The 22,868-nt window shown below is 71.3% G+C and carries 19 protein-coding genes; 4 read left to right on the top strand and 15 right to left on the bottom strand.

Annotated features, from left to right (window positions below; translation table 11 throughout):
- Positions 1 to 8: 8 nt before the first annotated feature.
- From ACIREE_RS16600 to ACIREE_RS16590, 3 genes are read right to left on the bottom strand one after another with little or no spacing between them, the layout of a single operon-like run.
- Positions 9 to 800 (bottom strand): uracil-DNA glycosylase, encoded by a 792-nt coding sequence (locus tag ACIREE_RS16600; protein ID WP_404151775.1) that lies wholly within the window; start codon positions 798 to 800, stop codon positions 9 to 11.
- A gap of 16 nt (positions 801 to 816) precedes the next feature.
- Complete coding sequence (locus tag ACIREE_RS16595) at positions 817 to 2,355, bottom strand: YfcC family protein (protein WP_404151772.1); 1,539 nt, start codon at positions 2,353 to 2,355, stop codon at positions 817 to 819.
- Complete coding sequence (locus ACIREE_RS16590) at positions 2,352 to 3,695, bottom strand: M20/M25/M40 family metallo-hydrolase (protein WP_404152321.1); 1,344 nt, start codon at positions 3,693 to 3,695, stop codon at positions 2,352 to 2,354. The genes ACIREE_RS16595 and ACIREE_RS16590 overlap by 4 nt, the downstream gene beginning before the upstream one ends.
- Positions 3,696 to 3,978: 283 nt before the next feature.
- On the opposite strand from ACIREE_RS16590, the gene ACIREE_RS16585 reads away from it, so the two are divergent.
- Positions 3,979 to 4,467 (top strand): RNA-binding S4 domain-containing protein, encoded by a 489-nt coding sequence (locus ACIREE_RS16585; RefSeq protein ID WP_404151769.1) that lies wholly within the window; start codon positions 3,979 to 3,981, stop codon positions 4,465 to 4,467.
- 304 nt (positions 4,468 to 4,771) lie between these two features.
- Here the strand turns inward: ACIREE_RS16585 and ACIREE_RS16580 are convergent, their stop codons facing one another.
- From ACIREE_RS16580 to ACIREE_RS16570, 3 genes are all read right to left on the bottom strand, one after another.
- Positions 4,772 to 5,215, bottom strand: a complete 444-nt coding sequence (locus ACIREE_RS16580) for a DoxX family protein (RefSeq protein ID WP_404151767.1) — start codon at positions 5,213 to 5,215, stop codon at positions 4,772 to 4,774.
- Positions 5,216 to 5,311: 96 nt separating this feature from the next.
- Entirely contained in the window at positions 5,312 to 6,004 is a 693-nt protein-coding gene (locus ACIREE_RS16575) for a class I SAM-dependent methyltransferase (RefSeq protein ID WP_404151765.1), read from the bottom strand.
- Positions 6,005 to 6,099: 95 nt separating this feature from the next.
- On the bottom strand, positions 6,100 to 7,089 hold the full coding sequence (locus ACIREE_RS16570) for an acyltransferase domain-containing protein (RefSeq protein WP_404151763.1): 990 nt from the start codon (positions 7,087 to 7,089) through the stop codon (positions 6,100 to 6,102).
- A 62-nt stretch (positions 7,090 to 7,151) separates the two neighbouring features.
- Here ACIREE_RS16570 and ACIREE_RS16565 point away from each other — a divergent pair, with 62 nt between their 5' ends.
- Positions 7,152 to 7,424 carry a DUF6343 family protein gene (locus tag ACIREE_RS16565; RefSeq protein WP_404151761.1) on the top strand — a complete coding sequence of 91 codons (273 nt, stop codon included), beginning with the start codon at positions 7,152 to 7,154 and terminating at the stop codon, positions 7,422 to 7,424.
- A 112-nt stretch (positions 7,425 to 7,536) separates the two neighbouring features.
- Here the strand turns inward: ACIREE_RS16565 and ACIREE_RS16560 are convergent, their stop codons facing one another.
- The 4 genes from ACIREE_RS16560 to rpsA all read right to left on the bottom strand — a co-directional run bounded on the left by ACIREE_RS16560 (position 7,537) and on the right by rpsA (position 11,414).
- Positions 7,537 to 7,899, bottom strand: coding sequence for a tetratricopeptide repeat protein (locus ACIREE_RS16560; protein ID WP_404151760.1), 363 nt, complete (start codon positions 7,897 to 7,899; stop codon positions 7,537 to 7,539).
- Between the two features lie 169 nt (positions 7,900 to 8,068).
- Positions 8,069 to 8,677: a dephospho-CoA kinase gene (gene coaE / locus ACIREE_RS16555; RefSeq protein ID WP_404151757.1), complete on the bottom strand. Its 609-nt coding sequence runs from the start codon at positions 8,675 to 8,677 to the stop codon at positions 8,069 to 8,071.
- Between the two features lie 39 nt (positions 8,678 to 8,716).
- Positions 8,717 to 9,655 carry a PAC2 family protein gene (locus ACIREE_RS16550; protein WP_404151754.1) on the bottom strand — a complete coding sequence of 313 codons (939 nt, stop codon included), beginning with the start codon at positions 9,653 to 9,655 and terminating at the stop codon, positions 8,717 to 8,719.
- Positions 9,656 to 9,887: 232 nt separating this feature from the next.
- On the bottom strand, positions 9,888 to 11,414 hold the full coding sequence (gene rpsA / locus ACIREE_RS16545) for a 30S ribosomal protein S1 (protein WP_404151752.1): 1,527 nt from the start codon (positions 11,412 to 11,414) through the stop codon (positions 9,888 to 9,890).
- Positions 11,415 to 11,809: 395 nt separating this feature from the next.
- Here rpsA and ACIREE_RS16540 point away from each other — a divergent pair, with 395 nt between their 5' ends.
- Positions 11,810 to 12,664: a class I SAM-dependent methyltransferase gene (locus tag ACIREE_RS16540; protein WP_404151749.1), complete on the top strand. Its 855-nt coding sequence runs from the start codon at positions 11,810 to 11,812 to the stop codon at positions 12,662 to 12,664.
- Between the two features lie 34 nt (positions 12,665 to 12,698).
- Entirely contained in the window at positions 12,699 to 15,281 is a 2,583-nt protein-coding gene (gene hrpB, locus ACIREE_RS16535; RefSeq protein WP_404151746.1) for an ATP-dependent helicase HrpB, read from the top strand.
- Here the strand turns inward: hrpB and ACIREE_RS16530 are convergent.
- The 5 genes from ACIREE_RS16530 to polA form a co-directional block, all read right to left on the bottom strand.
- Complete coding sequence (locus ACIREE_RS16530) at positions 15,271 to 16,263, bottom strand: DUF3068 domain-containing protein (protein WP_404151743.1); 993 nt, start codon at positions 16,261 to 16,263, stop codon at positions 15,271 to 15,273. The genes hrpB and ACIREE_RS16530 overlap by 11 nt on opposite strands.
- Positions 16,264 to 16,301: 38 nt before the next feature.
- On the bottom strand, positions 16,302 to 16,436 hold the full coding sequence (locus tag ACIREE_RS16525; protein ID WP_404151741.1) for an SPW_0924 family protein: 135 nt from the start codon (positions 16,434 to 16,436) through the stop codon (positions 16,302 to 16,304).
- A gap of 156 nt (positions 16,437 to 16,592) precedes the next feature.
- On the bottom strand, positions 16,593 to 18,326 hold the full coding sequence (locus ACIREE_RS16520; protein WP_404151738.1) for a lytic transglycosylase domain-containing protein: 1,734 nt from the start codon (positions 18,324 to 18,326) through the stop codon (positions 16,593 to 16,595).
- 249 nt (positions 18,327 to 18,575) lie between these two features.
- Positions 18,576 to 19,517 carry a serine hydrolase gene (locus tag ACIREE_RS16515; RefSeq protein ID WP_404151735.1) on the bottom strand — a complete coding sequence of 314 codons (942 nt, stop codon included), beginning with the start codon at positions 19,515 to 19,517 and terminating at the stop codon, positions 18,576 to 18,578.
- A gap of 665 nt (positions 19,518 to 20,182) precedes the next feature.
- Positions 20,183 to 22,852 (bottom strand): DNA polymerase I, encoded by a 2,670-nt coding sequence (polA, locus tag ACIREE_RS16510; protein WP_404152318.1) that lies wholly within the window; start codon positions 22,850 to 22,852, stop codon positions 20,183 to 20,185.
- Between the last annotated feature and the right edge of the window lie 16 nt (positions 22,853 to 22,868).

The raw sequence follows: 22,868 nt of genomic DNA, 5'->3' as shown, positions 1-22,868 counted from the left end.
CTTTCACGCTAGGAAGCCGGAGGCGGCGGTTCCTGATCTGTTGCTCCGTTCGGTGCAGCTCCGTTCCCGGTGGCTCCGTTCGGTGTCGCTCCGTCGTTCCATGTCACCGCCAGACCCGCCTCCGTGGCGGCGGTGCGCAGCACATCGCGCAGCATCTCCGGGGTGAGCCGGCCGGTGAAGGTGTTGCGCTGGCTGACATGGAAGCAGCCGAAGAGCGCGAGACCGTCGAGATCGACCCGGGTGCCGTGGCCGAAACGCGGGCGCGGGCGCGGCACCGGCCAGCCGGCCGCGGCGAACGCGGGCAGCGCGGCCTGCCAGCCGAAACCGCCGAGCACGACGACCGCGCGCAAGGTGGGCCGCAGCAGTTCCAGCTCGCTCACCAGCCAGGGGCGACAGGTGTCGCGCTCGCCGGTGGTCGGCTTGTTGGCGGGCGGCGCGCAGTGCACGGGTGAGGTGATGCGGACTCCGCGCAGGGTGAGCCCGTCGTCGGCGGACAGCGCGTCGGGGCGGGAGGCGAGCCCGACGTCGTACAGCGCCCGGTAGAGCACGTCGCCCGAGCGGTCGCCGGTGAACATCCGCCCGGTGCGGTTGCCGCCGTGCGCGGCGGGCGCGAGGCCGACGATCAGCAGGGACGCGTCGGGCGGCCCGAAGCCGGGCACGGGCCTGCCCCAGTAGGTCTCGTCGGCGAAGGCCGCGCGCTTGGTGCGCGCGACCTCCTCACGCCAGTCGACGAGCCTTGGGCAGGCCCGGCACCGAGTGATCCGCTCATCGAGCTTGCCGAGTCCGTCACCGTCGTCCATTCCCCCGACCCTAGGGCTACGTGAACGCGGCGCCCAGCGCGACGAAGGCGCAGATGAGGAGGAACAGCAGGGCGAGCAGCGGCCAGACGAACCGCAGGTACTTGTCGTAGCCGACCTTGGCGAGGGCCACGCCGCCGATGGTGACGGCGGTCGTCGGCACCCACAGGTTCATCCAGCCGCTCGCCGCCTGCCACGCGGTGACGACGACGGCCCGCGAGACGCCCGCGAAGTCGGCGAGGGGCGCGAGGATCGGCATGGCGAGCGTCGCGTGCCCGGACGTGGAGGGGATGAGAAAGGCCAGCGGCAGGTTCACGACGAAGACGATGATCGCGAAGATCCCGGACGAGGTGCCTTTGACCACGCCCTCGATGGCGTGCAGCACCGTGTCCGTGATCTTCGAGTTGTTCATGATCACGGTGACGCCGCGGGCCAGCAGGATGACGAGCGCAGGAGAGACGAAGTCCGCGGCGCCCTGGATGATCGTCGAGCTGAGCTTCTGCTCCCCCATCCGCCCGACGAGCCCGACGAGTACGGCGGCGCACAGGAAGAGCGCCGCCAACTGCGGGAAGGACCAGCCGAGTTCAAAGCCGTAGGGGGCCGCGTCGGCCTTGCCCGTCAGCGCGCTCGCCCACGGCACCACCGAGAAGATCATGAAGGCGAAGACGAGCGCCGTGACGACGAGGACGGCCTTGTGGAGCGTGGTCAGCTCGGGGACCTCGGCCGCGTCCGACGCCGCCTTGTCGCGGTCCTTGTCACCCGGCAGGAACCCGGAGAGCGAGCGTTCCGGGTTCTTCTGCACGCGCTTGGCGTAGCGGATGACGTACGCGACCGTGACCGCGGTCAGCACGATCCACATCACGAACCGCAGGGCGATGCCGTCGCCCAGCGAGATGTCGGCGGCGGACGAGGCAACACCGGTGGCGAACGGGTTGACCGTCGAGCACAGCACGCCGACGCCCGCGCCCAGGATGATCGCCCCGACGGCCGTCATCCGGTCGTAGCCGAGCGCGAGCATGAGCGGCACGATCAGACCGTAGAACCCGAGGGTCTCCTCCGCGAAGCCCTCGACCGTGCCGAGTACGGAGAAGACGAGCATGACGCCCGCGATGAGCAGGGCCCCGCGGTCGCGCAGCCGGTGGGCGAGGCGGCCGATGCCGCGGTCGAGAGCGCCGGTCGCGAAAACGACAGTGATGAAGGCGCCGATGGCGAGCACGAAGAGGAAGACGCCCGCGCTGCCGTACAGATCACCGGAGTTGTCCGGGCCGACCAGGGACGTCTTGAGGTCCTGGATGCCGTAGAGACCGTTGACCGGCGCCAGGAACAGGTCATTGAGGCGGTCCACGAACGACTGGCCCGAGCCGACGCGGTGGTAGGTGCCTTCGAGCGGGGCGCCGTCGCCGTTGCGGTCGTACTGTCCTGAGGGGATGAGGAAGGCCAGCAGCCAGACCGCGATCGTGACGACGGCGAGGACGGTCAGGGCACTGGGGAAGGTGAACTTCTTTTTCCCCGGGGGCTGTTCGGGCTGCCGTTCCGGGGCCTGCGTGTCCGTACTCATGCCGTCTCCCCGCCTTGGAAGTCGGCGGCGTACTCGCGGACGAACGCGCACATCGCGACGACGGTGGCGCGCAGTTCGGAGAAGAGGACGCGTTCGTTCGGGGCGTGCAGGTTGCACATGCTGTCCTGGGCGCCGAAGAGCAGGACCTCGGCATCAGGCGCGGCCTGGGAGAGGCCGTTGACCAGGGGGATGGAACCGCCGGTCGCGACGTACGAGGCGTCGGTGCCCCACGCCTCCTTGAGCGCGGTGCGGGCGGCGCGGTAGGCGGGGCCGTCGGTCGCCGCTTCGTAGCCGGGTCCCGTGTCGCCGGGCGTGACGGTCAGCGGGATGCCGAACGGCTTGAGGGAGGTCAGGTGGTCGACGAGCCTGCCCCGGGCCTCGCGCGGGTCCTGCAGCGGGTGGAAGCGCAGATTCAGCTTGGCGCGGGCGTAGGGGACGACGGCCGACGCGGCGTGCTCGACGCTCGGGGCATCCAGGCCGATGACGGTGATGGCGGGGCCGCTCCACAGACGCTCACCGAGGGTGCCGCTGCCGATGAGCGGGAGGCCGTCCTCGACGCCTGCGAGGTCGCGGAACTCGTCCTCGGTGTAGCTGGTGCCGGTCCACTCGTCGCGGCGCAGCCCTTCCACCGCGACATCGCCGTGCACATCGTGCAGGGTGGACAGGGCCTTGAGGAGGACGAGCAGCGCGTCCGGGGCCGCGCCGCCGAACTCGCCACTGTGGCGCGGCTCTTGAAGCGTACGGACCTCGACGACGACCTCGGCCGCACCGCGCAGGCCGGTGGTGAGAGTCGGGGTCCCGGGTCGCAGATTCCCCAGATCGGCGATGACCATGGCATCGCAGGCGAACCGCTCGGGGTCGCTGGGCGGATAGTCGTCGAAGGGGCTGCCGTACTCCTCCTGCCCCTCGAAGACGATCTTGACGCCGACGGGCGGACGCCCCCCGAAGACGCGGAGCATGCCCAGGTGCGCGATGACGTTCGACTTGTCGTCGGCGATACCGCGCGCCCGCAGCCCACCCTCGCCTCCCTCCTCCCCCTCCTCGATGGGTGTCGGCTCGAACGGCGGCGACCGCCACAGGCTCTCGTCCCCCGCGGGCTGCACGTCGTAATGGGAGTAGAGGAGGACCGTCGGGGCGTCCGGGGTCGGCGGCGGGATCTCGGCGAAGATCACGGGCGCCGTGTCGGGCAGGTCGATGCGCTCGACGCGCTCCACGCCCGCCTCGTGCAGCAGGTCTACGAGCAGGTCGTGAGCCTGGTGCACCGGCTCGGCCGGGAAGCCGGGGAAGGCGACCGACGGGATGGCGGCGAGCCGCTCCAGATCGGAGCGCAGCCCGTCCATCAGCCGGTCGACCGCGGCGTGCAGGTCGGCTCCGCCCTGTGGAACGTCACGGTCGTGAAGGTCCTTCCGCTCCTTCCGCTCCTTCGGCTCCTTCCGGTCGTTCCGGTCGGTCCGGTCGCTGTCCGGGTCCATCGCGGCCATGGCGTGGGCGCCTCTCGCTGTCGACTACATACGCTTTGCCCGGATTATCCGGTCTGGGCGGAAGCGGGCGGCCCAGGGCTCGCCGACGGAGCCGGTGACGGCGTCAGGTGGGCACCCACCACGGGGGTACTAAGGTCGACGCATGGCATCGGAGACATCAGGGACGTCGAGCACCCCGGACCCGGTGGGCGCCGCGCGGGCGGCGGCGCCGGCCGGCGGCGCGACCGTGCGGGTCGACAGCTGGATCTGGGCCGTACGCCTGGTCAAGACGCGCTCGGCGGGCGCCGCGGCCTGCAAGGGCGGCCACGTCAAGGTCAACGGGACGAGCGCGAAGCCCGCGCACGCGCTGCGGATCGGTGACGAGGTGCGGCTCCGCCAGCCCGGCGGGCACGAGCGCCTGGTCGTGGTCAAGCGCCTGATCCGCAAGCGGGTCGGCGCGCCGGTGGCGGCCGAGACGTACATCGACAACTCCCCGCCGCCCCCGCCCCGCGCGGTGGTCGCCCCGGTAGGCGTCCGCGACCGCGGCACGGGCCGCCCGACGAAGCGGGACCGCCGGGAACTGGAGCGACTGCGCGGCGTCTTCGGCCAGGGCCCGGACCAGTCCCCCGAGCCGGACCCCGAGCAGCACTGAACCGCGGCCCCTTGTCGGCGAACCCCGGGCAGCACTGAACCGAGGCCACCTGTTGGCGGACCTCGGTCAGCAACGAACCGCGGCCCCTTGTCGGCGAACCCCGGGCAGCACTGAACCGAGGCCCCTTGTCGGCGAACCCCGGTCAACACTGAACCGCGGCCCCTTGTCGGCGAACCCCGGGCAGCACTGAACCGAGGCCACCTGTTGGCGGACCTCGGTCAGCAACGAACTCGGGGCCGTGCAGAAGCTCAGCGGTCGTCGCGCCGACTCAGGGGCCGCGCAACGGCTCAAAGACCGCGCACCTTCAGGCTCCGCGCCGCACCAGCAGCGCGGCCAGCTCCCGGTTGCGGCCCCGGTGCGCCCAGGCGAGGGCGGCGAGCGGGACGATCAGGATCAGCGGCGTCGCCGCGTTCTCCCCGTCGAAGACGACGATCTGCATGACACAGGCGCCGACCATGAGCGCGCTGAGTCCGATCGGCGCCAGACCTTGGAGCACCGGCACCAACAGGCCGATGGCCCCCGCGAGTTCGAGCGCCCCGATCGCGTACATCCCCACCGCGCCCCACCCGATCGAGTCGAACGCCTCCACCGCGGTGGGGTGCGCGATGAGCTTGGGCAGGCCGCTCGCAAGACCGAAGAACGCCGCGAGCACGATCGCGGCCGTGCGCAGCGCGATCCGGGCGCGCCGGGAGCGGACGGGGGCGACGGCAGGGGCAGCAGCGGAGGCAGCGGCGGCGAGGTTCGTCATGACGGGTCTCCTGGGCGGTGAGAGCGGGCGGTCGGTCACTGTCACCGGATAAGACCGGCCCCGCCGCCCGAACTCATCGCACCCGCGAAAAGCCCCTTACGCGGGCACCACCCGCACCCAACTCGCGTCCTCCGTCAGGTACTTGTCAGCCTTCAACCCGGCCTCCGCCAGCGCCTGTTCGAACTCCGCGACCACCATCGGACGGATCCGGTACGTCTGGGTCCACACCGCGTCCGGGAACTCGTACTCCACCTTCACCGAGCGCACCCCGTCGCCACCGACCGGCTCCGAGGACACCTTGCGGATGACGGCCCCGTCCGGGAGGACGTGCTCGCGCGGCAGGTTCGCGTGCACGCCGTCGCGCTCGCGCTGGATCAACACACAGCCGCCGTCGGCGACATGGCGCCGCACCGTGTCGAGCATGCCGCGCCGGACCGCCGCGTCCCCGGTGTTGACCAGGATCGAGCCGAGCATCACCACGTCGAACTTCTCGCCGAGGTCGAGCCCTTCGATGGTGCCGCGCACGGTGCGCGCGCCCCGCACCCGCTCCAGCATCTCCGCCGACTCGTCCACCGCCGTCACCGTGAACCCGCGCTCCACCAGCGCATGTGTCACCCGGCCCACCCCGCACCCGAGTTCGAGCAGGGTCGCGCCCGCGGGCACGGCTCCCGCGACGATCTCCGGCTCGCCCTCGACGGGCAGTCTCGAGTACAGCTCCACCGCGCAGCCGTCGGGCGTGATCGCGCCCGGCCCCGTCCCCTCGTATCCCGCACGCATCTCAAGGCTCATGCACAGGGAACGAACACCCCGCCTGTGCCGTTCCCGCTCCATCCGGCGCCTCCACGCGGCTCCCTGCACCGGGGCGGCCACATCAGCCGCATCAGCTACATCCGGCACCAGCCGTGCCCCGTGTACCAGTGCCCACCCGCGTCGAGGTGGTCGAGGACGGCGCGCTGCACGCTCGTGCGGCGCGGCAGCAGTTCGCGCGGCGTCTCGCTTCCGCCGAAGACGAACACGATCGGGGTGTCGTCCTCCTCCTCCGGTTCCTCGGCCCGCCGCAGGACGTCGAACCGGTCCTGGAAACGGATGATGTTGGACTCGGCCAGCAGGTACTTCCTCAACTGCCGGTCCAGGAGCCAGGACTGGCACACCGCGAGCCCGGCCGGCTCCTCGGGAAAGTGCCGCGCGAAGAACTCCCTGGCCCGCGCGAACGCGTCGTCGCACGCCTCGGGCGACATGGGCCCGCGGAAGTCCGGGATGTGCACGCTGATCGCCGGGTCCCCTGGCCCGACCGGCACGCCCGCCGCCGCGAGCCCCTCTCCCGTACGCCGCCCCAGGCGGACCCGCTCGAACTGCAGCCGCCCCAGCTGGTAGAGCTCGCCACGGAAGTGCCGGGTCGGCCACCACGGCACGAGCAGCCCCGTCGTACCGAACCGCCTGCGGTGCACGGCGAGGTTGCGGCCGAGGTCGGCGAGGGTGCGCCGGGACACGTCGTCGGGGATGCCCCGCTCGCGATGGTGGGCCCGCGTGTACGGCAGCGCGGCGACGAACACGAACACGGCGAAGCTGCGTCCCAGCGCTCCGGCGGCCGCGGGGAACTCCGGCAGGCCGACGCCCCGGCCCGGCTCCCCCGAGTGCCACAGCAGCCCGCTGACCGCCCGCGCCAGCAGCGCCCGCAGCTCGGGCGATGCCAGCAACTCGGCGCGCAGGCGCAGCAGTTCGTTGATGTCCTCGTGGGGGACGGCCAGGTCGAGCAGCACGTCGGGCAGGTCGAGCGCACCGGGCAGCGCGGCCGGCAGCGCGGGTATCGCCGGGTCGTCAAGGGCCGCCAGCCAGTCGGCGCACGCCTCGTCGCCCTTCAGTACGTCCAGCACGCCCGCTCCTTCGATCGTGGCACCCTGGAGAGGGGCCTCTTCGTCATGAGGGGATGGTGCCCATGAATCCGGTACATCCGGTGCGTACGGGTGACGAGCCGGTCACCGCACGCAGTCCCCTGCGGCTGCGGCTCGGCCTGGCCCTGTTCGGCCTGGTCTGGACGGTCTTCGGCACCGTCGCCTTCCTGCTGGCACACCGCCCGTGGTGGGCGCTGGCCTGTGGAGTGGCTTGGCTGGTCACGACGGTCGACGTCTTCGTGATCCTCCGCCACATCCACCAGGGACCGCACTACCAGCCCGGCCGCGACGTCCCACCGTACCGAAAGGCGCCCTGACCGGAGCTGTCCGGTCCGAAGGGCGCCTTGATCGGAAGTGCGTGCGCTCAGTCGCGAAGGTCTGCCGTGAGAGTCAGTCGCGAAAGTCTGTCGTCGAGGTCAGTCGTCGAGGTCAGTCGTCGAAGCGCGCCGCGGCCAGATACTCGGGCTGCGGGTCGAGCGCCGCCGCGAGACGGAAGTGCCGCCGGGCCTGCTGCGGCCGCGACCACCGCTCGTACGTCCTGGCCAGGGCGAAATGCGCGAACGCGTTGTCCGGCTCACGCTCGAGGACGATGGAGAACTCCAGCTCGGCGGCGCGCAGTTGCGCTGCGGCGAAGAACGCGCGGGCCCTGAGCAGCCGGGCCGCCGTGTTCTCCGGGTAGGCCGCGATCACGTCGTCCAGGAGCTGCACCGCGCCGCGCGGGTCTCGCGCGGCCAGCAGCTGCTCGGCCGCGCGGTAGTCGATGACGTGCGTCTCGGGCGTAACTTCGGGCACGGTGAACTCCCTTCTGGTGCCGACCTGTAGATCTTGGCCATCCGTCGATCCGGCCATTCGACCATTCGGCGATCTGGTCAACACCGTGGACCATAAGGGCTATTCCTGCCCGCGGGCCGCGCCCGGGACACGCACACCGTCCTCCCCGGTGCCGTCGCCGCGCGGACGATCACTGCGTGCCGGCACCCGCCCGGCGTACGAGGTCGGCCCAGACCGCGTCGACCTGCTCCGTCAGCCTCTCCCGGGGCACGTCGTTGTCGATCACCACGTCGGCGATCTCGCGGCGCTTCTCCCGGGTGGCCTGCGCGGCCATCCGGGCCCGCGCGTCCTCCTCGGTCATGCCGCGCAGCCGGGTCAGCCGGTCGAGCTGGGTCTCGGGGCTCGTGTCGACGACGATCACCAGGTCGTAGAGCGGGGCCAGACCGTTCTCCGCGAGCAGCGGCACGTCGTGGACGACGACGGAGTCGGGCCCCGCCGTGGCCTCCAGCTCGGCGGACCGGGTGCCGACCAGCGGGTGCACGATCTTGTTGAGGACGGCAAGTCTGTCGGCGTCGGCGAAGACGATCGAGCCGAGCTTCGGCCGGTCGAGCGTGCCGTCCGGCGCGAGCACCTCGTCACCGAACGCCTCGACGACGGCCGCGAGACCCGGTGTACCGGGCTCGACCACCTCGCGCGCGATCCGGTCCGCGTCGATCAGGACCGCCCCACGCTCCACGAGCAGCCGGGACACCTCGCTCTTGCCGGCGCCGATACCGCCGGTCAACCCCACCTTCAACATAAGCGGAAGCTTAGGGCCTGACCGGCGGAGCCTGCGCGGTCAGGAGTCGCCTTCCCGTTCGGCCAGGAACTTCTCGAATTCCTGCCCGATCTCGTCCGCCGACGGAATCTCCACCGGCTCGGCCAGCATGTTCCCCCGGGCCTCGGCTCCGGCGGCCGCGTCGTACTGGTGCTCAAGGCCCTGCACGAGCGAGACCAGTTCCTCGTCGCCCTCCTGGATCTGCCGGTCGATCTCCGTCTGCGTACGGTGCGCCTCTGTGCGCAGGCCGTGCGCGATGCCCGGCAGTACGAGCCCGGTCGCGCCGGTGATCGCCTCCAGGACGGTGAGCGCCGCGTCCGGATAGCCGGAGCGCGCGATGTAGTGCGGGACGTGCGCGGCGACACCGAGGACGTCGAAACCGGCCTCCATCAGCCGGTACTCGACCAGTGCCTCGGCGCTGCCGGGCACCTGCGCCTCCTCGAAGGGGCTGCGGTGGCCGGGGACCAGGTCCGTGCGGTTGCCGTGCGGGGTGAGGCCTACGGGGCGGGTGTGCGGGACGCCCATCGGGATCCCGTGGAAGTTCACCGCGAGGCGCACTCCGAGGCGCTCCACGATCTGCTGCACGGCCGCCGCGAACCGCTCCCACTCGACATCCGGCTCCGGCCCCGCGAGGAGCAGGAACGGCGCACCCGTGGCGTCCTGGACGAGCCGCACCTCCAGCGAGGGCACCTCGTACTCGGTCCAGCGGTCGCGCTTGAAGGTGAGCAGCGGGCGGCGGGCCCGGTAGTCCACCAGACGATCGTGGTCGAAGCGCGCCACGACCTGGTGGGGCAGCGAGTCGAGGAGCCGGTCGACGATCTGGTCGCCGGTCTCACCCGCGTCGATGTAACCGTCGAAGTGGTAGAGCATGACAAGGCCGGCGGACTCCTGGGCGAGCGCCATGTCCACCACGGCGAGGCCCTTCGGCTCCCATGTGTACAAATCCTGCGCATCAAGCACTGTGACCGCTCCTCCTCGTGTTCATAGAGAGAACGTCCGAGAAGCAGGCAAGCATTCCCGCAAGCGGAAAGAGACCAGCGCCCCAAAGGGGCGCGGGGAACGGCGCGAGCAACCACACACGACCGGCACCCGCCCCACAGCCCAAAGCCCTACGGCGCACCGGCGAAACAACAGTGGGCCCGCACCAAAAGGTGCGGGCCCACTGCTCAACTACCTGCTAGCGCAGAGCGATTCAGCTCTGGCCGCCGGCCAGCTTCTCGCGAAGCGCGGCAAGCGCCTCGTCCGAGGCGAGCGCGCCGGAGTTGTCGTCCGACTCCGAGGAGTACGAACCGCCGCCGCCACCGCTGCCGCTGCCGCTGCCACCGGAGGCAGCCGGAGCCGCGCTCGTGGTGGAAGCGCCCTCGGCCTCGGCCTGGGCGTCCGCCTCGCGGGACTTGATGACCTGGGCCTGGTGCTGCTCGAAGCGCGTCTGCGCCTCGGCGTACTGACCCTCCCAAGCCTCGCGCTGGGTCTCGAAGCCCTCGAGCCAGTCGTTCGTCTCGGGGTCGAAGCCCTCGGGGTAGATGTAGTTGCCCTGGTCGTCGTAGGAGGCGGCCATGCCGTACAGGGTCGGGTCGAACTCGACGACCGACGGGTCGGCGCCGAAGGCCTCGTTGGCCTGCTTCAGTGAGAGGCTGATGCGACGACGCTCGAGGTCGATGTCGATGACCTTGACGAAGATCTCGTCGTTGACCTGGACGACCTGCTCCGGGATCTCCACGTGGCGCTCGGCCAGCTCGGAGATGTGGACCAGACCCTCGATGCCCTCGTCCACGCGGACGAACGCACCGAACGGAACCAGCTTCGTGACCTTGCCGGGCACGACCTGGCCGATCTGGTGGGTCCGGGCGAACTGCTGCCACGGGTCTTCCTGCGTCGCCTTCAGCGACAGGGAGACACGCTCGCGGTCCATGTCCACGTCGAGAACCTCGACGGTGACTTCCTGGCCGACCTCGACAACCTCGGACGGGTGGTCGATGTGCTTCCAGGACAGCTCGGAGACGTGCACCAGACCGTCGACGCCGCCCAGGTCCACGAAGGCACCGAAGTTGACGATCGAGGACACGACGCCGGAGCGGACCTGACCCTTCTGGAGGGTCGTGAGGAACGTCTGGCGGACCTCGGACTGGGTCTGCTCGAGCCAGGCACGGCGGGACAGGACCACGTTGTTGCGGTTCTTGTCCAGCTCGATGATCTTCGCCTCGAGCTCCTTGCCCACGTAGGGCTGGAGGTCGCGGACGCGGCGCATCTCGACAAGGGAAGCCGGCAGGAAGCCACGGAGGCCGATGTCGAGGATGAGACCACCCTTGACGACCTCGATGACGGTACCGGTGACGATGCCGTCCTCTTCCTTGATCTTCTCGATGGTGCCCCAAGCACGCTCGTACTGCGCGCGCTTCTTCGAGAGGATCAGGCGGCCTTCCTTGTCCTCCTTCTGGAGAACCAGGGCCTCGATCTCGTCGCCGACCTTGACGACCTCATTGGGGTCGACGTCGTGCTTGATCGAGAGCTCGCGGCTCGGGATGACACCTTCGGTCTTGTAACCGATGTCGAGGAGAACCTCGTCCCGGTCAACCTTGACGATGACGCCGTCGACGATGTCGCCATCGTTGAAGTACTTGATCGTCTCGTCGATAGCGGCGAGGAATGCTTCCTCGTTGCCGATGTCGTTGACCGCAACCTGCGGGGTGGTGGCGGTGGTCTCGGTGCTGCTCGTCATGTGGGAAAGGGCTCCGGCGGACATTGAAAGTCGGGGGGTACTGCTACGCCGGGAGCCTGTTTCGCACCGAAGAAGCCGGACAGCCTAGGAAGCGCCTGATCCGGATTTCCCGAAGGAACCGGTGGCGCCTCGACAACCGAGGGGACATGCAACAGATGCGAGCACAGCCTGCTATGTCTGAGGTGCGCAGGCCCGCAGCGCAACTTGTAGCATACGGGGGCTGCCGGGCAGGGTCAATGTCGCGAAGGCGCACACCCGGGGCGAACGCCGCATACCCGGCACAAAACCTGTCGCACGAGGCTACGAGGGGCGCAGAGCCCGCTGTTGACGCCCTCCTGCCGCGGGTTGGACGGAAGAGTACGACGAGGGAGCCGATCATCCAAGAGTCCGGACCAATGGAAGAGCGAGCGCGTCAAGAGGACGCGTCGGTCGACGACGAGTCGACGGCGACCCGTCGTGACGCGGACACCACGGAGAGTTCGCGGGCCAACCGCGGCTGGTGGGACCGGAACGCGGACGACTACCAGGTCGAGCACGGCACGTTCCTCGGGGACGACCGCTTCGTCTGGGGTCCCGAGGGCCTCGACGAGGTGGAGGCGGAACTTCTCGGCCCGGTCGAGGAGCTGGCCGGCAAGGACGTCCTGGAGATCGGCGCGGGCGCCGCGCAGTGCTCGCGCTGGCTGGCCGCCCAGGGCGCACGGCCCGTCGCCCTCGACCTGTCGCACCGCCAGCTGCAGCACGCGATGCGCATCGACGGCGGGAAGGTGCCGCTGGTGGAGGCGGACGCGTGTGCCCTCCCCTTCAAGGACGCCTCCTTCGACCTCGCCTGCTCCGCCTACGGAGCGCTCCCCTTCATCGCCGACTCCGTAGGCGTGCTGCGCGAGGTGCACCGGGTGCTGCGGCCGGGCGGCCGCTTCGTCTTCTCCGTCACGCACCCGATCCGCTGGGCGTTCCCCGACGAACCGGGCCCGGAAGGGCTGAGCGTCTCCGCGTCCTACTTCGACCGCACTCCTTATGTGGAGCAGGACGAGGAGGGGCGTGCCGTGTACGTCGAGCACCACCGGACGGTCGGGGACCGGGTGCGCGACGTCGTGGCGGGCGGCTTCCGCCTCGTGGACCTCGTGGAGCCCCAGTGGCCGGCGTGGAACACCCAGGAGTGGGGCGGCTGGTCACCGCTGCGCGGGAACCTGATCCCCGGAACGGCGATCTTCGTGTGCGAGCGGGACGCCTCTCCGGCCGGGGGCGCGTAGCTCCGACCCGGCCGGGGTGCCGGAGACTGAGAGGGTGATCCGCGACGACCTTCTCGATCAGCTGCCCGTGCGTTCCGCGCTGCCCGCACTGCGGACCGCGCTCGACACGAACGGGGCGGCGGTGCTCGTCGCCCCGCCGGGCACCGGCAAGACGACGCTCGTCCCCCTGATGCTCGCCGGGCTGCTGGACGCGGACGCGCCCGTGCGCCGGGTCGTCGTCGCCGAGCCGCGGCGGATCGCGGCGCGGGCGGCCGCGCGCCGGATGGCGTGGCTGCTCGGCGAGAAGGCCGGCGAGCGGGTCGGCTACACGGTGCGCGGCGAGCGCGTGGTCGGGCCGCGCACCTGCGTGGAGGTCGTCACGACGGGTGTGCTGTTGCAACGGTTGCAGCGGGACCAGGAGCTGGCGGGCGGCGGGCGCGTCGATGCGGTCATGCTCGACGAGGTGCATGAGCGGCACCTGGACGCGGACACCGTCGCGGCGTTCCTGTGCGACGTACGGGAAGCGCTGCGGCCGGAGCTGCAGCTGGTCGCGGCGTCGGCGACGACGGACGCCCAGGGGTGGTCGGAGCTGCTCGCAGGTGCGCCGGTCGTCGAGGCGGCGGGCGCCTCCCACCCCGTGGACGTGGTCTGGGCGCCGCCCGCGCGTCCGGTGCGGCCGCCGCACGGGATGCGGGTGGACCCGGCGTTGCTGTCGCACGTGGCGGCAACGGTGCGGCGCGCGCTCGCCGAACGCACCGGGGACGTGCTGTGCTTCCTGCCGGGCGTGGGGGAGATCGCCCGCGTCGCGGGGCAGTTGGGGGCGATCGGCGATGTCGAGGTTCTGCAGGTGCACGGACGGGCGCCGGCCGCCGTGCAGGACGCGGTGCTGACGGCGGGGGCGCGGCGCCGGGTGGTCCTGGCCACGGCCGTCGCGGAGTCGTCGCTCACGGTGCCCGGCGTACGGGTCGTGGTCGACTCGGGGCTCGCTCGGGAGCCGCGGGTGGACCATGCGCGCGGGCTCAGCGCGCTGACGACCGTACGGGCTTCGCGTGCGGCCGGGACGCAGCGGGCGGGCCGCGCCGGACGTGAGGCGCCGGGCGCGGTGTACCGGTGCTGGGACGAGGCGGAGGACGGGCGGCTCGCGCGGTTCCCTGCCCCGGAGATCAAGGTGGCGGACCTGACGGCGTTCGCGCTGCAGGTCGCCTGCTGGGGCGATCCGCAGGCGTCCGGTCTGGCGCTGCTCGACGCGCCGCCCGGCGGGGCGATGGCCGCGGCGCGGACCGTTCTGGCGGCGGTCGGCGCGGTGGACCCCGCGTCGGGGCGGGCCACGGAGCGGGGCGCCCGGCTCGCCCGGCTCGGGCTGCATCCGCGGCTCGGGCGGGCGCTGGTCGACGCGGCGCCGGTGGTCGGCGCGCGGCGGGCGGCGGAGGTGGTCGCCCTGCTGAGCGAGGAGCCGCCGCGGGAGTACGGGGACGATCTGGGCGGGGCGTTGCGCGCCGCTCGGCCCGGCGGAGACGCCTATGGCGCGCGCTGGCGTCAGGAGGTGCGGCGACTGTCCGGCCTCGCATCCGAAGCATCCGAGGTGTCCGAACCCGCTTCCGCGGCACGGGAGTTGTCGCGTCGGCCCGCCTCTCCCCGGGTGCCGGAAGGTGACCGGGGCGCCTCCGACGACCAGGTCACCGGCCTGGTCGCCGCCCTCGCCTTCCCCGAGCGCGTCGCCCGCAAGTCCGGCGGCTCGTACCTGATGGTGTCCGGGACGCGGGCGGACATCGGGGACGGGTCCGCCCTGCGGCACGCCGACTGGGTGGCCGTCGCCGTCGCCGACCGGCCGGTGGGGGCCGGGCACGCGCGCGTGCGGCTCGGCGCGGTCGTGGACGAGGAGGTCGCGCGCCGGGCGGCCGCCTCGCTGTACTCCGAGGGCGACGAAGTGGCGTGGGCGGACGGCGAGTTGGTGGCGCGCAACGTGACCCGCCTCGGAGCCGTCGAGCTGGCCGTGCGCCCGCTCAAGAAGGCCGCGCCCGCCCTCGTACGCGCCGCTCTGCTGGAAGGGCTGCGGCGGGAGGGGCTCGGGTTGCTGCGGTGGGACCGGGACGCAGAGGCGCTGCGGCAGCGGCTTGCCTTTGTGCGGCGGCACGTCGGGGAACCGTGGCCCGACGTGAGCGACGAGGGGCTGTACGCGCGCGTGGACGACTGGCTGGAGCCCGAGTTGAGCACGGCGCGCCGCCGGGCGGATCTGGCGCGGATCGACGCGGGGCAGGCCCTCAAGCGGCTGTTGCCGTGGGCGGGCGGCGTAGCGGCACGGTTCGACGAACTGGCGCCGGAACGGATCGAGGTGCCCAGCGGTTCGCGGATCCGCGTGGACTACTCCGAGCCTCAACAGGCCGTGCTCGCGGTGAAGTTGCAGGAGATGTTCGGGCTCGAGGAGACGCCGCGGGTGGCCGGTGTGCCGGTGCTCGTACATCTCCTCTCCCCCGCCGGACGGCCCGCAGCCGTCACCGCGGACCTGGCGTCCTTCTGGCGGGACGGTTACCTGGCCGTGCGGGCCGATCTGCGCGGGCGCTATCCGAAGCATCCGTGGCCCGAGGACCCGGCCGCGGCGGAGCCGACGCGGTACACGAACGCGCGGCTCAGGCGCTGAGCGGTTCCGGTTCCCGCGCCGCCGTGGCCTCCGGCTCCCCGGGCCGCCGGCCGCGGGCCTCCAGCCACAGGGAAAGGGCGAGCAACAGCATTCCGAGGAACAAAAAGCCCCAGGGCAGGTACGCGGTGAGCAGCAGGACCAGGGTGCGCTGGGAGTTGACCAGGTCGACGGTCGACTTGATGTAGTCCTCGCGCATCTTCACGTCACCGGCGAACGCGGTGACCTTCTCCTTGCCGCCGAGCAACGTGCCGCCGCGCATCTCCTCCTTGTGTTTCTCCTCGCCGTAGACGGGGGCACCGGTCGTCGGGTCGACCAGGAACGTGCGGACCGTCGTGTACCACATCTGCGTACCGGTCTTGGCGATGGATTCGGCGGTGATGCCCTGCACCGGGAGCTTCTTGGGGAAGGGGACCTTCGTCCAGGGGATGGTCTGCTCGAAGCGGTAGATCTTGACGCCGCGGAACTTCTCGGTGCCCTTGTAGTGGATGGGGCGCGTGATGCGGGCGCGCGCGTCGAAGTACTCGTAGTCCCGCTTCTCCGTCAGGAACGGCCACTTGAACTCGATGCCCTGCCGGGTGACCGGGTCGCCGTCGACGGATTCGCCGGTGGCGTGCACGGGTTCCTGGCTGTGCGCGTCGAAGATGTAGCGCTCGGGGATCTGGGAGACGAACTTGCCGTCGGGGCCCACGATGTAGCTGAGGCCGTCCCAGACGACGACGTCGCGCCCGGCGCTCCTCTCGATCTTCTCCGAGGCCTCGACGTCACCCTTGAGGGTCTGTACGACGGTGAGCCTCGGGACCGTCTTCGCCTGCATGGTGCCGTAGTCGATGAGGGTCGCGTTCTTCGCCTCCAGGACCATCGTCTGGTACTGGCTCGGCGGGATCTTCGCCAGGCGCGGGAACGCGTACCAGCGCATCAGCGGGGACAGCGCCGTGCAGAACACGGCGAAGGCGAGCAGGATCAGGCTGGCCTTGCGGCGCATCTCGGCGGCCCTCCTCAACTACGGTGACTGCGGTCGCGCTACGGGTGCGCGGGGACGGTCGTCAGAAGCGGTTTCGGCGATGTCTCGCCCGGCGGGGCGCCGATCGCCGAGATGGTGAGGACGAGGGCGAAGGCGGCGGCGAGTCCGATCGCCGCGGCGACGAGGGCACGCATGTCCGACCTCCTTGAACCGTGCGACAGACGGAATCTGATGAGGCGTCAGGCCTCGGAGTCGGTGCACCGTAGCAATGCCGGGCCCAGATGAGAACACGTTGCGCACACGACTGAGCCCTCCGGCCCGATGGGCCGGAGGGCTCTGCGCGACGGACGTCAGGCGGAGGGGCTCGCGGACTCCGACGGCGTCCCGGAGGCGCCGCCGGACGGTGCGGCGGTCACCTTCAGTTCGACGGTGAGCGTCGCGCCGCCGGTCAGGTTGATCCGCAGCAGGAACGTGCCGGCCGCGTCGTCCGCGTACAGCTTCGGGAGCTTGAGCAGGCCGTCGGCGCCGGTCTTGAGGTCCTTGAGGGTGCGGACCTGCTTGCCGTCCTTGTCCTTGAAGTAGGGGCCCTTGTCCGCTTCGGACGGGTCGAGGGCCGACGTGATGAGGGTGGCGGTCCCGGCGACACCGTCGGCGGCGGCGCCCCGGTACGTGGCCTTCACCTCGACGGCGTCCGCGAACTCCTGGCCCGCGACGCAGCTGAGCGCCTTGTCGCTGGTGCGGGTCAGCGCGTCGGCCGCCCGCGCGGTGACGGTCGCCTTGTAGTCGAGGCCGGTCAGGGAGCGGCCGACGACGGTGGCGCGGACCGTGAAGTCGCCGGTCTTCTCGCCCGCGGTGAGTTTGGGCGCGGTGGCCACCCCCGAGCTGTTCGTGGTGACGACGGTGCTCGTGGCGCCGCCGGCGAACTCCGTGTCCGTGTCGCCGACGATCGCGAACCGTATCCGGACCTTGGCCACGCCCTTGCCCTTGGCGTCCTGGGAGCGCACGGCGACCTGCTGGTCGAAGGTGTCGCCCGCCATGGCGCTCAGCTTGCCGATGCCCGCGTTCGTGAGCTTGGTGACGGACTCGGCCGGGGTCGGCGTGGGCGTGGTGGGCGGATCCGTCGGGTCCGTGGGGTGCGTCGGGTCCGTCGGGTGCGGGCTCCCGGGGGTGCCGCTGCCGCCGGGGTTCGGCGACGGGGTGGACGAACCAGGAGTCGTCGGTGTCGGGCTCGGCGACGGGCTCGACCCGCTGCCGCTGCCGCTGGGGCTCGTGGGCCGCACACCGGTGCCGTTGGGAACCTCGTGCGTGCCCTTGCGGTAGAACTCCAGCCAGGACAGGACGGTGGCGAGGTAGTCCGAGGAGTTGTTGTAGCTGAGGATCGCCTTGTTCAGGTCCTCGGCGTTGGACAGGTCCCAGCCGTTGCGGCACAGGTAGTGGCCGGCGCCGAGAGCCGCGTCGTAGATGTTGTTCGGGTCCTTCTTGCCGTCACCGTTGCCGTCGCGGCCCGCCCACTCCCACGTCGAGGGGATGAACTGCATGGGGCCGACGGCGTGGTCGTGGACCGTGTCGCCGTCGTAGGAGCCGCCGTCGGTGTCGGTGATCTTCGCGAACCCGTTGCCGTCCAGGGGCGGGCCGAGGATCGCGCTGATCGTCGTGCCGTTCGCGTCCACGTTGCCGCCGTCGGCCTGGCCCGACTCGACCTTGCCGATCGCGGCGAGCAGTTGCCACGGCAGATTGCAGCCGGGCTTGCTGGTCGCCAGCTCGGCCTCGGCCTTCTTGTACGCGTCCAGGACGGTGGCGGGGATGCCTGCCTCCGCCGTGGCGGTGCCCGAGCCCGCGCCGGGCGAGGCGGTGGGGCTGTCGGTGGGGCTGTCGAGCGGCGGCAGGTCCGTTATGTAGTCGGGCCCCGTCGCCGTGTCGGGCGTCGGATCGTCGTCGGAGCGGTCCGCGGCGGAGTGGCCGCCGCTCGCCTGCGGGGCGGTCACGCCCGGGGCCTGTGACGCCGAGAGAGCGGCCACCGCCGCGGCGGCGACCGCTGCCGTCATCGCACCCCTGCGCAGCCTCCTGCCGAATACCGCCGCCATGCCGCGAACCCCTCCCATATAGCCCGTCAAAGCCGCTCTGCCCGGCCCGCCCCGGATCACGGGGCATTCCGGATCCCCACACTCCCCAGCGCACGGACCCAGCCGACACTACGACAACTTCCGCCGCGCAGACACCTGTTCGCGCCCGTTATTCACCGATTGCTCATGTACGCGTCGTCGTGGACTGCCACGCTCGCACATTCTCATGCCGAGGAAGACGTACCGTTCGCCCGAGACGTCCGACAGGCGCTACCGAGGCGGCAGTTCGGGATCGTACGGCGGAGCCGAGCCGTCCGAGCGCTCGCTGATCTCATCGGCCGGGGTGAGACCGCGGGCGGCGGCGCGCCCCTTGTTGAGAGCGCGGTGGACTGCCTGGGCGACGCGCTCCACCGTGCGGACCCCGTACGCCATCGACGGGTTGTCGTGGGAGAGGACGGCGATGCGGTAGGTACGGCCGCCGCCGGTGAACGCGCCGATGCTGTGGACGCGCCAGCCGTGCTCGGCCCGGGGCAGCCAGCCGTTCTTGAGGTGGACGCGCAGGCCGCGCGGCACTCCGGCGCTCACGCCCCAGCGCTGGTCCTTCCTGACCTGGCTCATCAGCTTCAGTCCGTAGGAACGGGAGCGGGACTTGAGGAACGAGTGGCGGTTCGTGAGCACGCCGAGCAGGCGCAGCTGGTCGGCGGCCGTGGTGCGGGTCAGGCCCCAGTAACCGTACGGGCCGAGGCCGGTACGGGTGGTGCCGGCCCGGCGCAGAGTGGCGGCCAGGTAGGGATGGCCCAGGTCGTTCCAGAGACGGCTCGCGGCCGCGTTGTCCGAACTGCGGATCATCGGGCGGATGTTGCGCCGCTCCCAGCCGGTGAGGGGGCGATGGCGCTGCTCGGCGCGGCGCAGGGTGGCCTCCATCGTCAGGACCTTGACGATGGACGCCGCGTCGTAGCGGGTGCCTCCGCCGAGCGTGCAGCCGGCCTTCGTGCGGTCGTCGTAGAGCGCGAGGGAGACGGTGCCGCGGCGCGGGGCGAGCGCGGCGCGCAGGTCGCGGGCGAGCGCTTTGGCCAGGGCCGGGTTCTTGGGGGCGCGACAGATGAGATGGCGCGCTGTCGCGTCCGCGGGGGGAGCGGCACCGATGAGCGCGGCGCCGGCGAGGGCGGCGCCGAGGAGGGCGGTTCGGATGCGGCGGGGTCTGTGCGGCATTGGCCCATCGTGGGGGCGGGCTCTGCGCGGGGCGCGGCGTGTCGGCTGAATGGGCGGGCGGCTGCACGCCGTGAGCTGACCGGCTTCACCGCCGGGCACGGCTGCACGCCGTGAGCTGACCGGCTTCACCGCCGGGCACGGCTGCACGCCGTGAGCTGACCGGTTTCATCGCCGGGAACGGCTGCACGCCGTGGGCTGACCGGTTTCGTCGCCGGGTACGGCTGCACGCCGTGGGCTGACCGGTTTCGTCGCCGGGTACGGCTGCACGCCGTGGGCTGACCGGCTTCATCGGCGGGTACGGCTGCACGCCGTGAGCTGACCGGTTTCATCGCCGGGCACGGCTGCACTCCGTGAGTCGGCCCCGGGTTCGGTGGTGTTGCCGAGTGCCGGCCGGTGGGGGCTGGTCGCGCAGTTCCCCGCGCCCCTGAGATGCGCACTTCGTGCGCCATCTCAGCCTGGAGATGCCGCACGCAGTGCGCGTCGCCTTCGGGAGGCGCGGCGAAGCCGCCTGCCTCCGAGGGGAAGCGCGGCGAAGCCGCTGCTTCAGGGGCGCGGGGAACTGCGCGACCAGCCACGACGAGACCCGCACCCGGCACACGCTCAACCGAACAGAGCGGGGCGGCACCCATCGGCGCCGCCCCGCTCGACATCCCGCCCGCCGGAGGCTAATGCGCCGCGGACTCCCAGTCCGTGCCGAGCCCCACCGACACATCCAGCGGAGCCCTCAGCTGAACGGCGCCGGCCATCTCGCGGCGCACCAGTTCCTCCGCGGCAGCGGCCTCCCCGGGGGCGATCTCCAGGACGATTTCGTCGTGGACCTGAAGCAGCATCCGGGAGGTCAGCTTCGCCTCGGTGAGCGCCTTGTCGACGTTGAGCATGGCGATCTTCACGATGTCGGCGGCCGTGCCCTGGATCGGCGCGTTCAACGCCATCCGCTCGGCCATCTCGCGGCGCTGCCGGTTGTCCGAGTTCAGGTCGGGCAGGTAGCGGCGGCGGCCCAGCATCGTCTCCGTGTACCCGGTGGCCCGCGCCTCGTCGACGGCCCGGCGCAGATAGTCGCGTACGCCGCCGAACCGCTCGAAGTACGTGTCCATCAAGCCGCGGGCCTCGCCCGGGTCGATGTTCAGCTGGCCGGAGAGACCGAACGCGGAAAGGCCGTACGCGAGCCCGTACGACATCGCCTTGATCTTGCGGCGCATCTCCGCGTCGACCGCGTCCCGGGGGACGCCGAAGACCTGCGAGGCCACCGTGGTGTGCAGGTCCTCGCCGGAGGAGAACGCCTCCAGGAGGCCCTCGTCCTCGGACAGGTGCGCCATGACGCGCAGTTCGATCTGGCTGTAGTCGGCCGTCATCAGCGACTCGAAGCCCTCGCCGACGACGAAGCCGCGGCGGATCGCGCGGCCCTCGTCGGTGCGGACCGGAATGTTCTGCAGGTTCGGGTCCGTCGAGGAGAGGCGGCCGGTCGCGGCGACCGTCTGGTTGAACGTCGTGTGGATGCGGCCGTCCGCCGCGATCGTCTTGATCAGGCCCTCGACGGTGACGCGCAGCTTGGCCTGCTCGCGGTGGCGCAGCATGATCACGGGCAGTTCGTGGTCGGTCTGCGTGGCGAGCCAGGCGAGCGCGTCCGCGTCCGTCGTGTACCCGGTCTTCGTCTTCTTCGTCTTGGGCAGGTCGAGCTCGCCGAAGAAGACTTCCTGGAGCTGCTTGGGCGAGCCGAGGTTGAACTCGTGGCCGACGGAGGCGTGCGCCTCCTTCACGGCCTGCTGCACGGCGCCCGCGAACATCTGCTCCATCTCTTGCAGGTGCGCGCGGTCGGCGGCGATGCCGTACCGCTCCAGGCGGGCGAGCAGCACGGAGGTGGGCAGTTCGATGTCGGTGAGCAGCTCGGCCGCGCCGACCTCCTTGAGGCGCTCACCGAACGCCCCGCCCAGGTCGAGGATGGCGCGGGCCTGGCGCATGAGCGCGTCGGCCTCGGCCTGGTCGTCCTCGTCGGTGCCGAAGGCGAGCTGCCCGTCGGCGGCGGAGGCGGGGGCGAGCTCGCGGCCCAGGTACTCCAGGGACAGCGCGTCCAGGGCGAAGGAGCGGCGTCCCGGCTTGACCAGGTAGGCGGCGAGCGCTGTGTCCATGGTGATGCCGTGCACGGTCCAGCCGTGCTCGGCGAAGACGCGCATGACCGCCTTGGCGTTGTGCAGGATCTTGGGCTTGTCCGCGTCGGCGAGCCAGCCGGCGAGGGCCTTCTCGTCGGCCTCGTCGAGCATCGAGGGGTCGAACCAGGCGGCCTCTCCCCCGGCGGCGGCGAACGCGATCTCGGTGACCGAGCCGGCGCCGAGCGTCCAGGTGTCGACGGAGGCCAGACCCAGCACCGCGTTACCGTACTCGGCCAGCCAGGGTGCGATCTCCCCGGTGGCGAGGACCTTCCCGTCGAGCTCCACGCCGGGCTCGGCCGGCGTCTCCTCGGCCTCCTCCGCGCCCGGGTCGACGGCGAACAGGCGCTCACGCAGCGACGGGTTACGGATCTCCAGGGTGTCCAGGATCATCGCGATCGCCGTGCGGTCGTACGCCGCGCGCTCCAGGTCGGTGACCTCCTTGGGCAGCTCGACGTCGCGCACCATCTCGGTGAGCCGGCGGTTGAGCTTGACGGCGTCCAGGTGCTCCCGCAGGTTCGCCCCCGCCTTGCCCTTGACCTCCTCGGCGCGCTCCACCAGCTCCGCGAACGAACCGAACTGGTTGATCCACTTCGCGGCGGTCTTCTCACCGACGCCGGGGATGCCCGGCAGGTTGTCCGACGGGTCGCCGCGCAGCGCCGCGAAGTCCGGGTACTGGGCCGGCGTCAGCCCGTACTTCTCGAAGACCTTCTCCGGCGTGAAGCGCGTCAGCTCCGAGACGCCCTTCGTCGGGTACAACACCGTCACCTGGTCCGAGACCAGCTGGAAGGAGTCGCGGTCACCGGTGACGATGAGGACGTCGAAGCCCTCGGCCTCGGCCTGCGTGGCAAGCGTGGCGATGACGTCGTCGGCCTCGAACCCGTCGACGGCGAAGCGCGGCGTGTGCATCGCGTCCAGCAGCTCGCCGATCAGCTCGACCTGCCCCTTGAACTCGTCGGGGGTCTTCGACCGGTTCGCCTTGTACTCGGTGAACTCCTCGGAACGCCACGTCTTGCGGGACACGTCGAACGCCACCGCGAAGTGCGTCGGCGACTCGTCGCGCAGCGTGTTCGCCAGCATCGAGGCGAAACCATAGATCGCGTTCGTCGGCTGGCCCGTCGCCGTCGTGAAGTTCTCCGCGGGCAGCGCGAAGAACGCCCGGTACGCCAGCGAGTGCCCGTCCATGAGCATCAGCCGGGGGCGCCCA

Origin of the sequence: Streptomyces sp. NPDC102467, from assembly GCF_044765445.1 — a bacterium.
Taxonomy (GTDB): Bacteria; Actinomycetota; Actinomycetes; order Streptomycetales; family Streptomycetaceae; genus Streptomyces.
Note: the sequence above shows the minus strand (reverse complement) of the source record. Positions and strands in the feature narration are given on the sequence as shown.

Bases quoted from the DNA above. Each gene is read 5' to 3' on its own strand.
- ACIREE_RS16600 (WP_404151775.1), bottom strand. From the start codon at position 800: ATGGACGACGGTGACGGACTCGGCAAGCTCGATGAGCGGATCACTCGG.
- ACIREE_RS16595 (WP_404151772.1), bottom strand. From the start codon at position 2,355: ATGAGTACGGACACGCAGGCCCCGGAACGGCAGCCCGAACAGCCCCCG.
- ACIREE_RS16590 (WP_404152321.1), bottom strand. From the start codon at position 3,695: ATGGACGGGCTGCGCTCCGATCTGGAGCGGCTCGCCGCCATCCCGTCG.
- ACIREE_RS16585 (WP_404151769.1), top strand. From the start codon at position 3,979: ATGGCATCGGAGACATCAGGGACGTCGAGCACCCCGGACCCGGTGGGC.
- ACIREE_RS16580 (WP_404151767.1), bottom strand. From the start codon at position 5,215: ATGACGAACCTCGCCGCCGCTGCCTCCGCTGCTGCCCCTGCCGTCGCC.
- ACIREE_RS16575 (WP_404151765.1), bottom strand. From the start codon at position 6,004: ATGAGCCTTGAGATGCGTGCGGGATACGAGGGGACGGGGCCGGGCGCG.
- ACIREE_RS16565 (WP_404151761.1), top strand. From the start codon at position 7,152: ATGAATCCGGTACATCCGGTGCGTACGGGTGACGAGCCGGTCACCGCA.
- coaE (WP_404151757.1), bottom strand. From the start codon at position 8,677: ATGTTGAAGGTGGGGTTGACCGGCGGTATCGGCGCCGGCAAGAGCGAG.
- rpsA (WP_404151752.1), bottom strand. From the start codon at position 11,414: ATGACGAGCAGCACCGAGACCACCGCCACCACCCCGCAGGTTGCGGTC.
- ACIREE_RS16540 (WP_404151749.1), top strand. From the start codon at position 11,810: ATGGAAGAGCGAGCGCGTCAAGAGGACGCGTCGGTCGACGACGAGTCG.
- ACIREE_RS16530 (WP_404151743.1), bottom strand. From the start codon at position 16,263: ATGCGCCGCAAGGCCAGCCTGATCCTGCTCGCCTTCGCCGTGTTCTGC.
- ACIREE_RS16525 (WP_404151741.1), bottom strand. From the start codon at position 16,436: ATGCGTGCCCTCGTCGCCGCGGCGATCGGACTCGCCGCCGCCTTCGCC.
- ACIREE_RS16520 (WP_404151738.1), bottom strand. From the start codon at position 18,326: ATGGCGGCGGTATTCGGCAGGAGGCTGCGCAGGGGTGCGATGACGGCA.
- ACIREE_RS16515 (WP_404151735.1), bottom strand. From the start codon at position 19,517: ATGCCGCACAGACCCCGCCGCATCCGAACCGCCCTCCTCGGCGCCGCC.
- polA (WP_404152318.1), bottom strand. From the start codon at position 22,852: ATGCTCATGGACGGGCACTCGCTGGCGTACCGGGCGTTCTTCGCGCTG.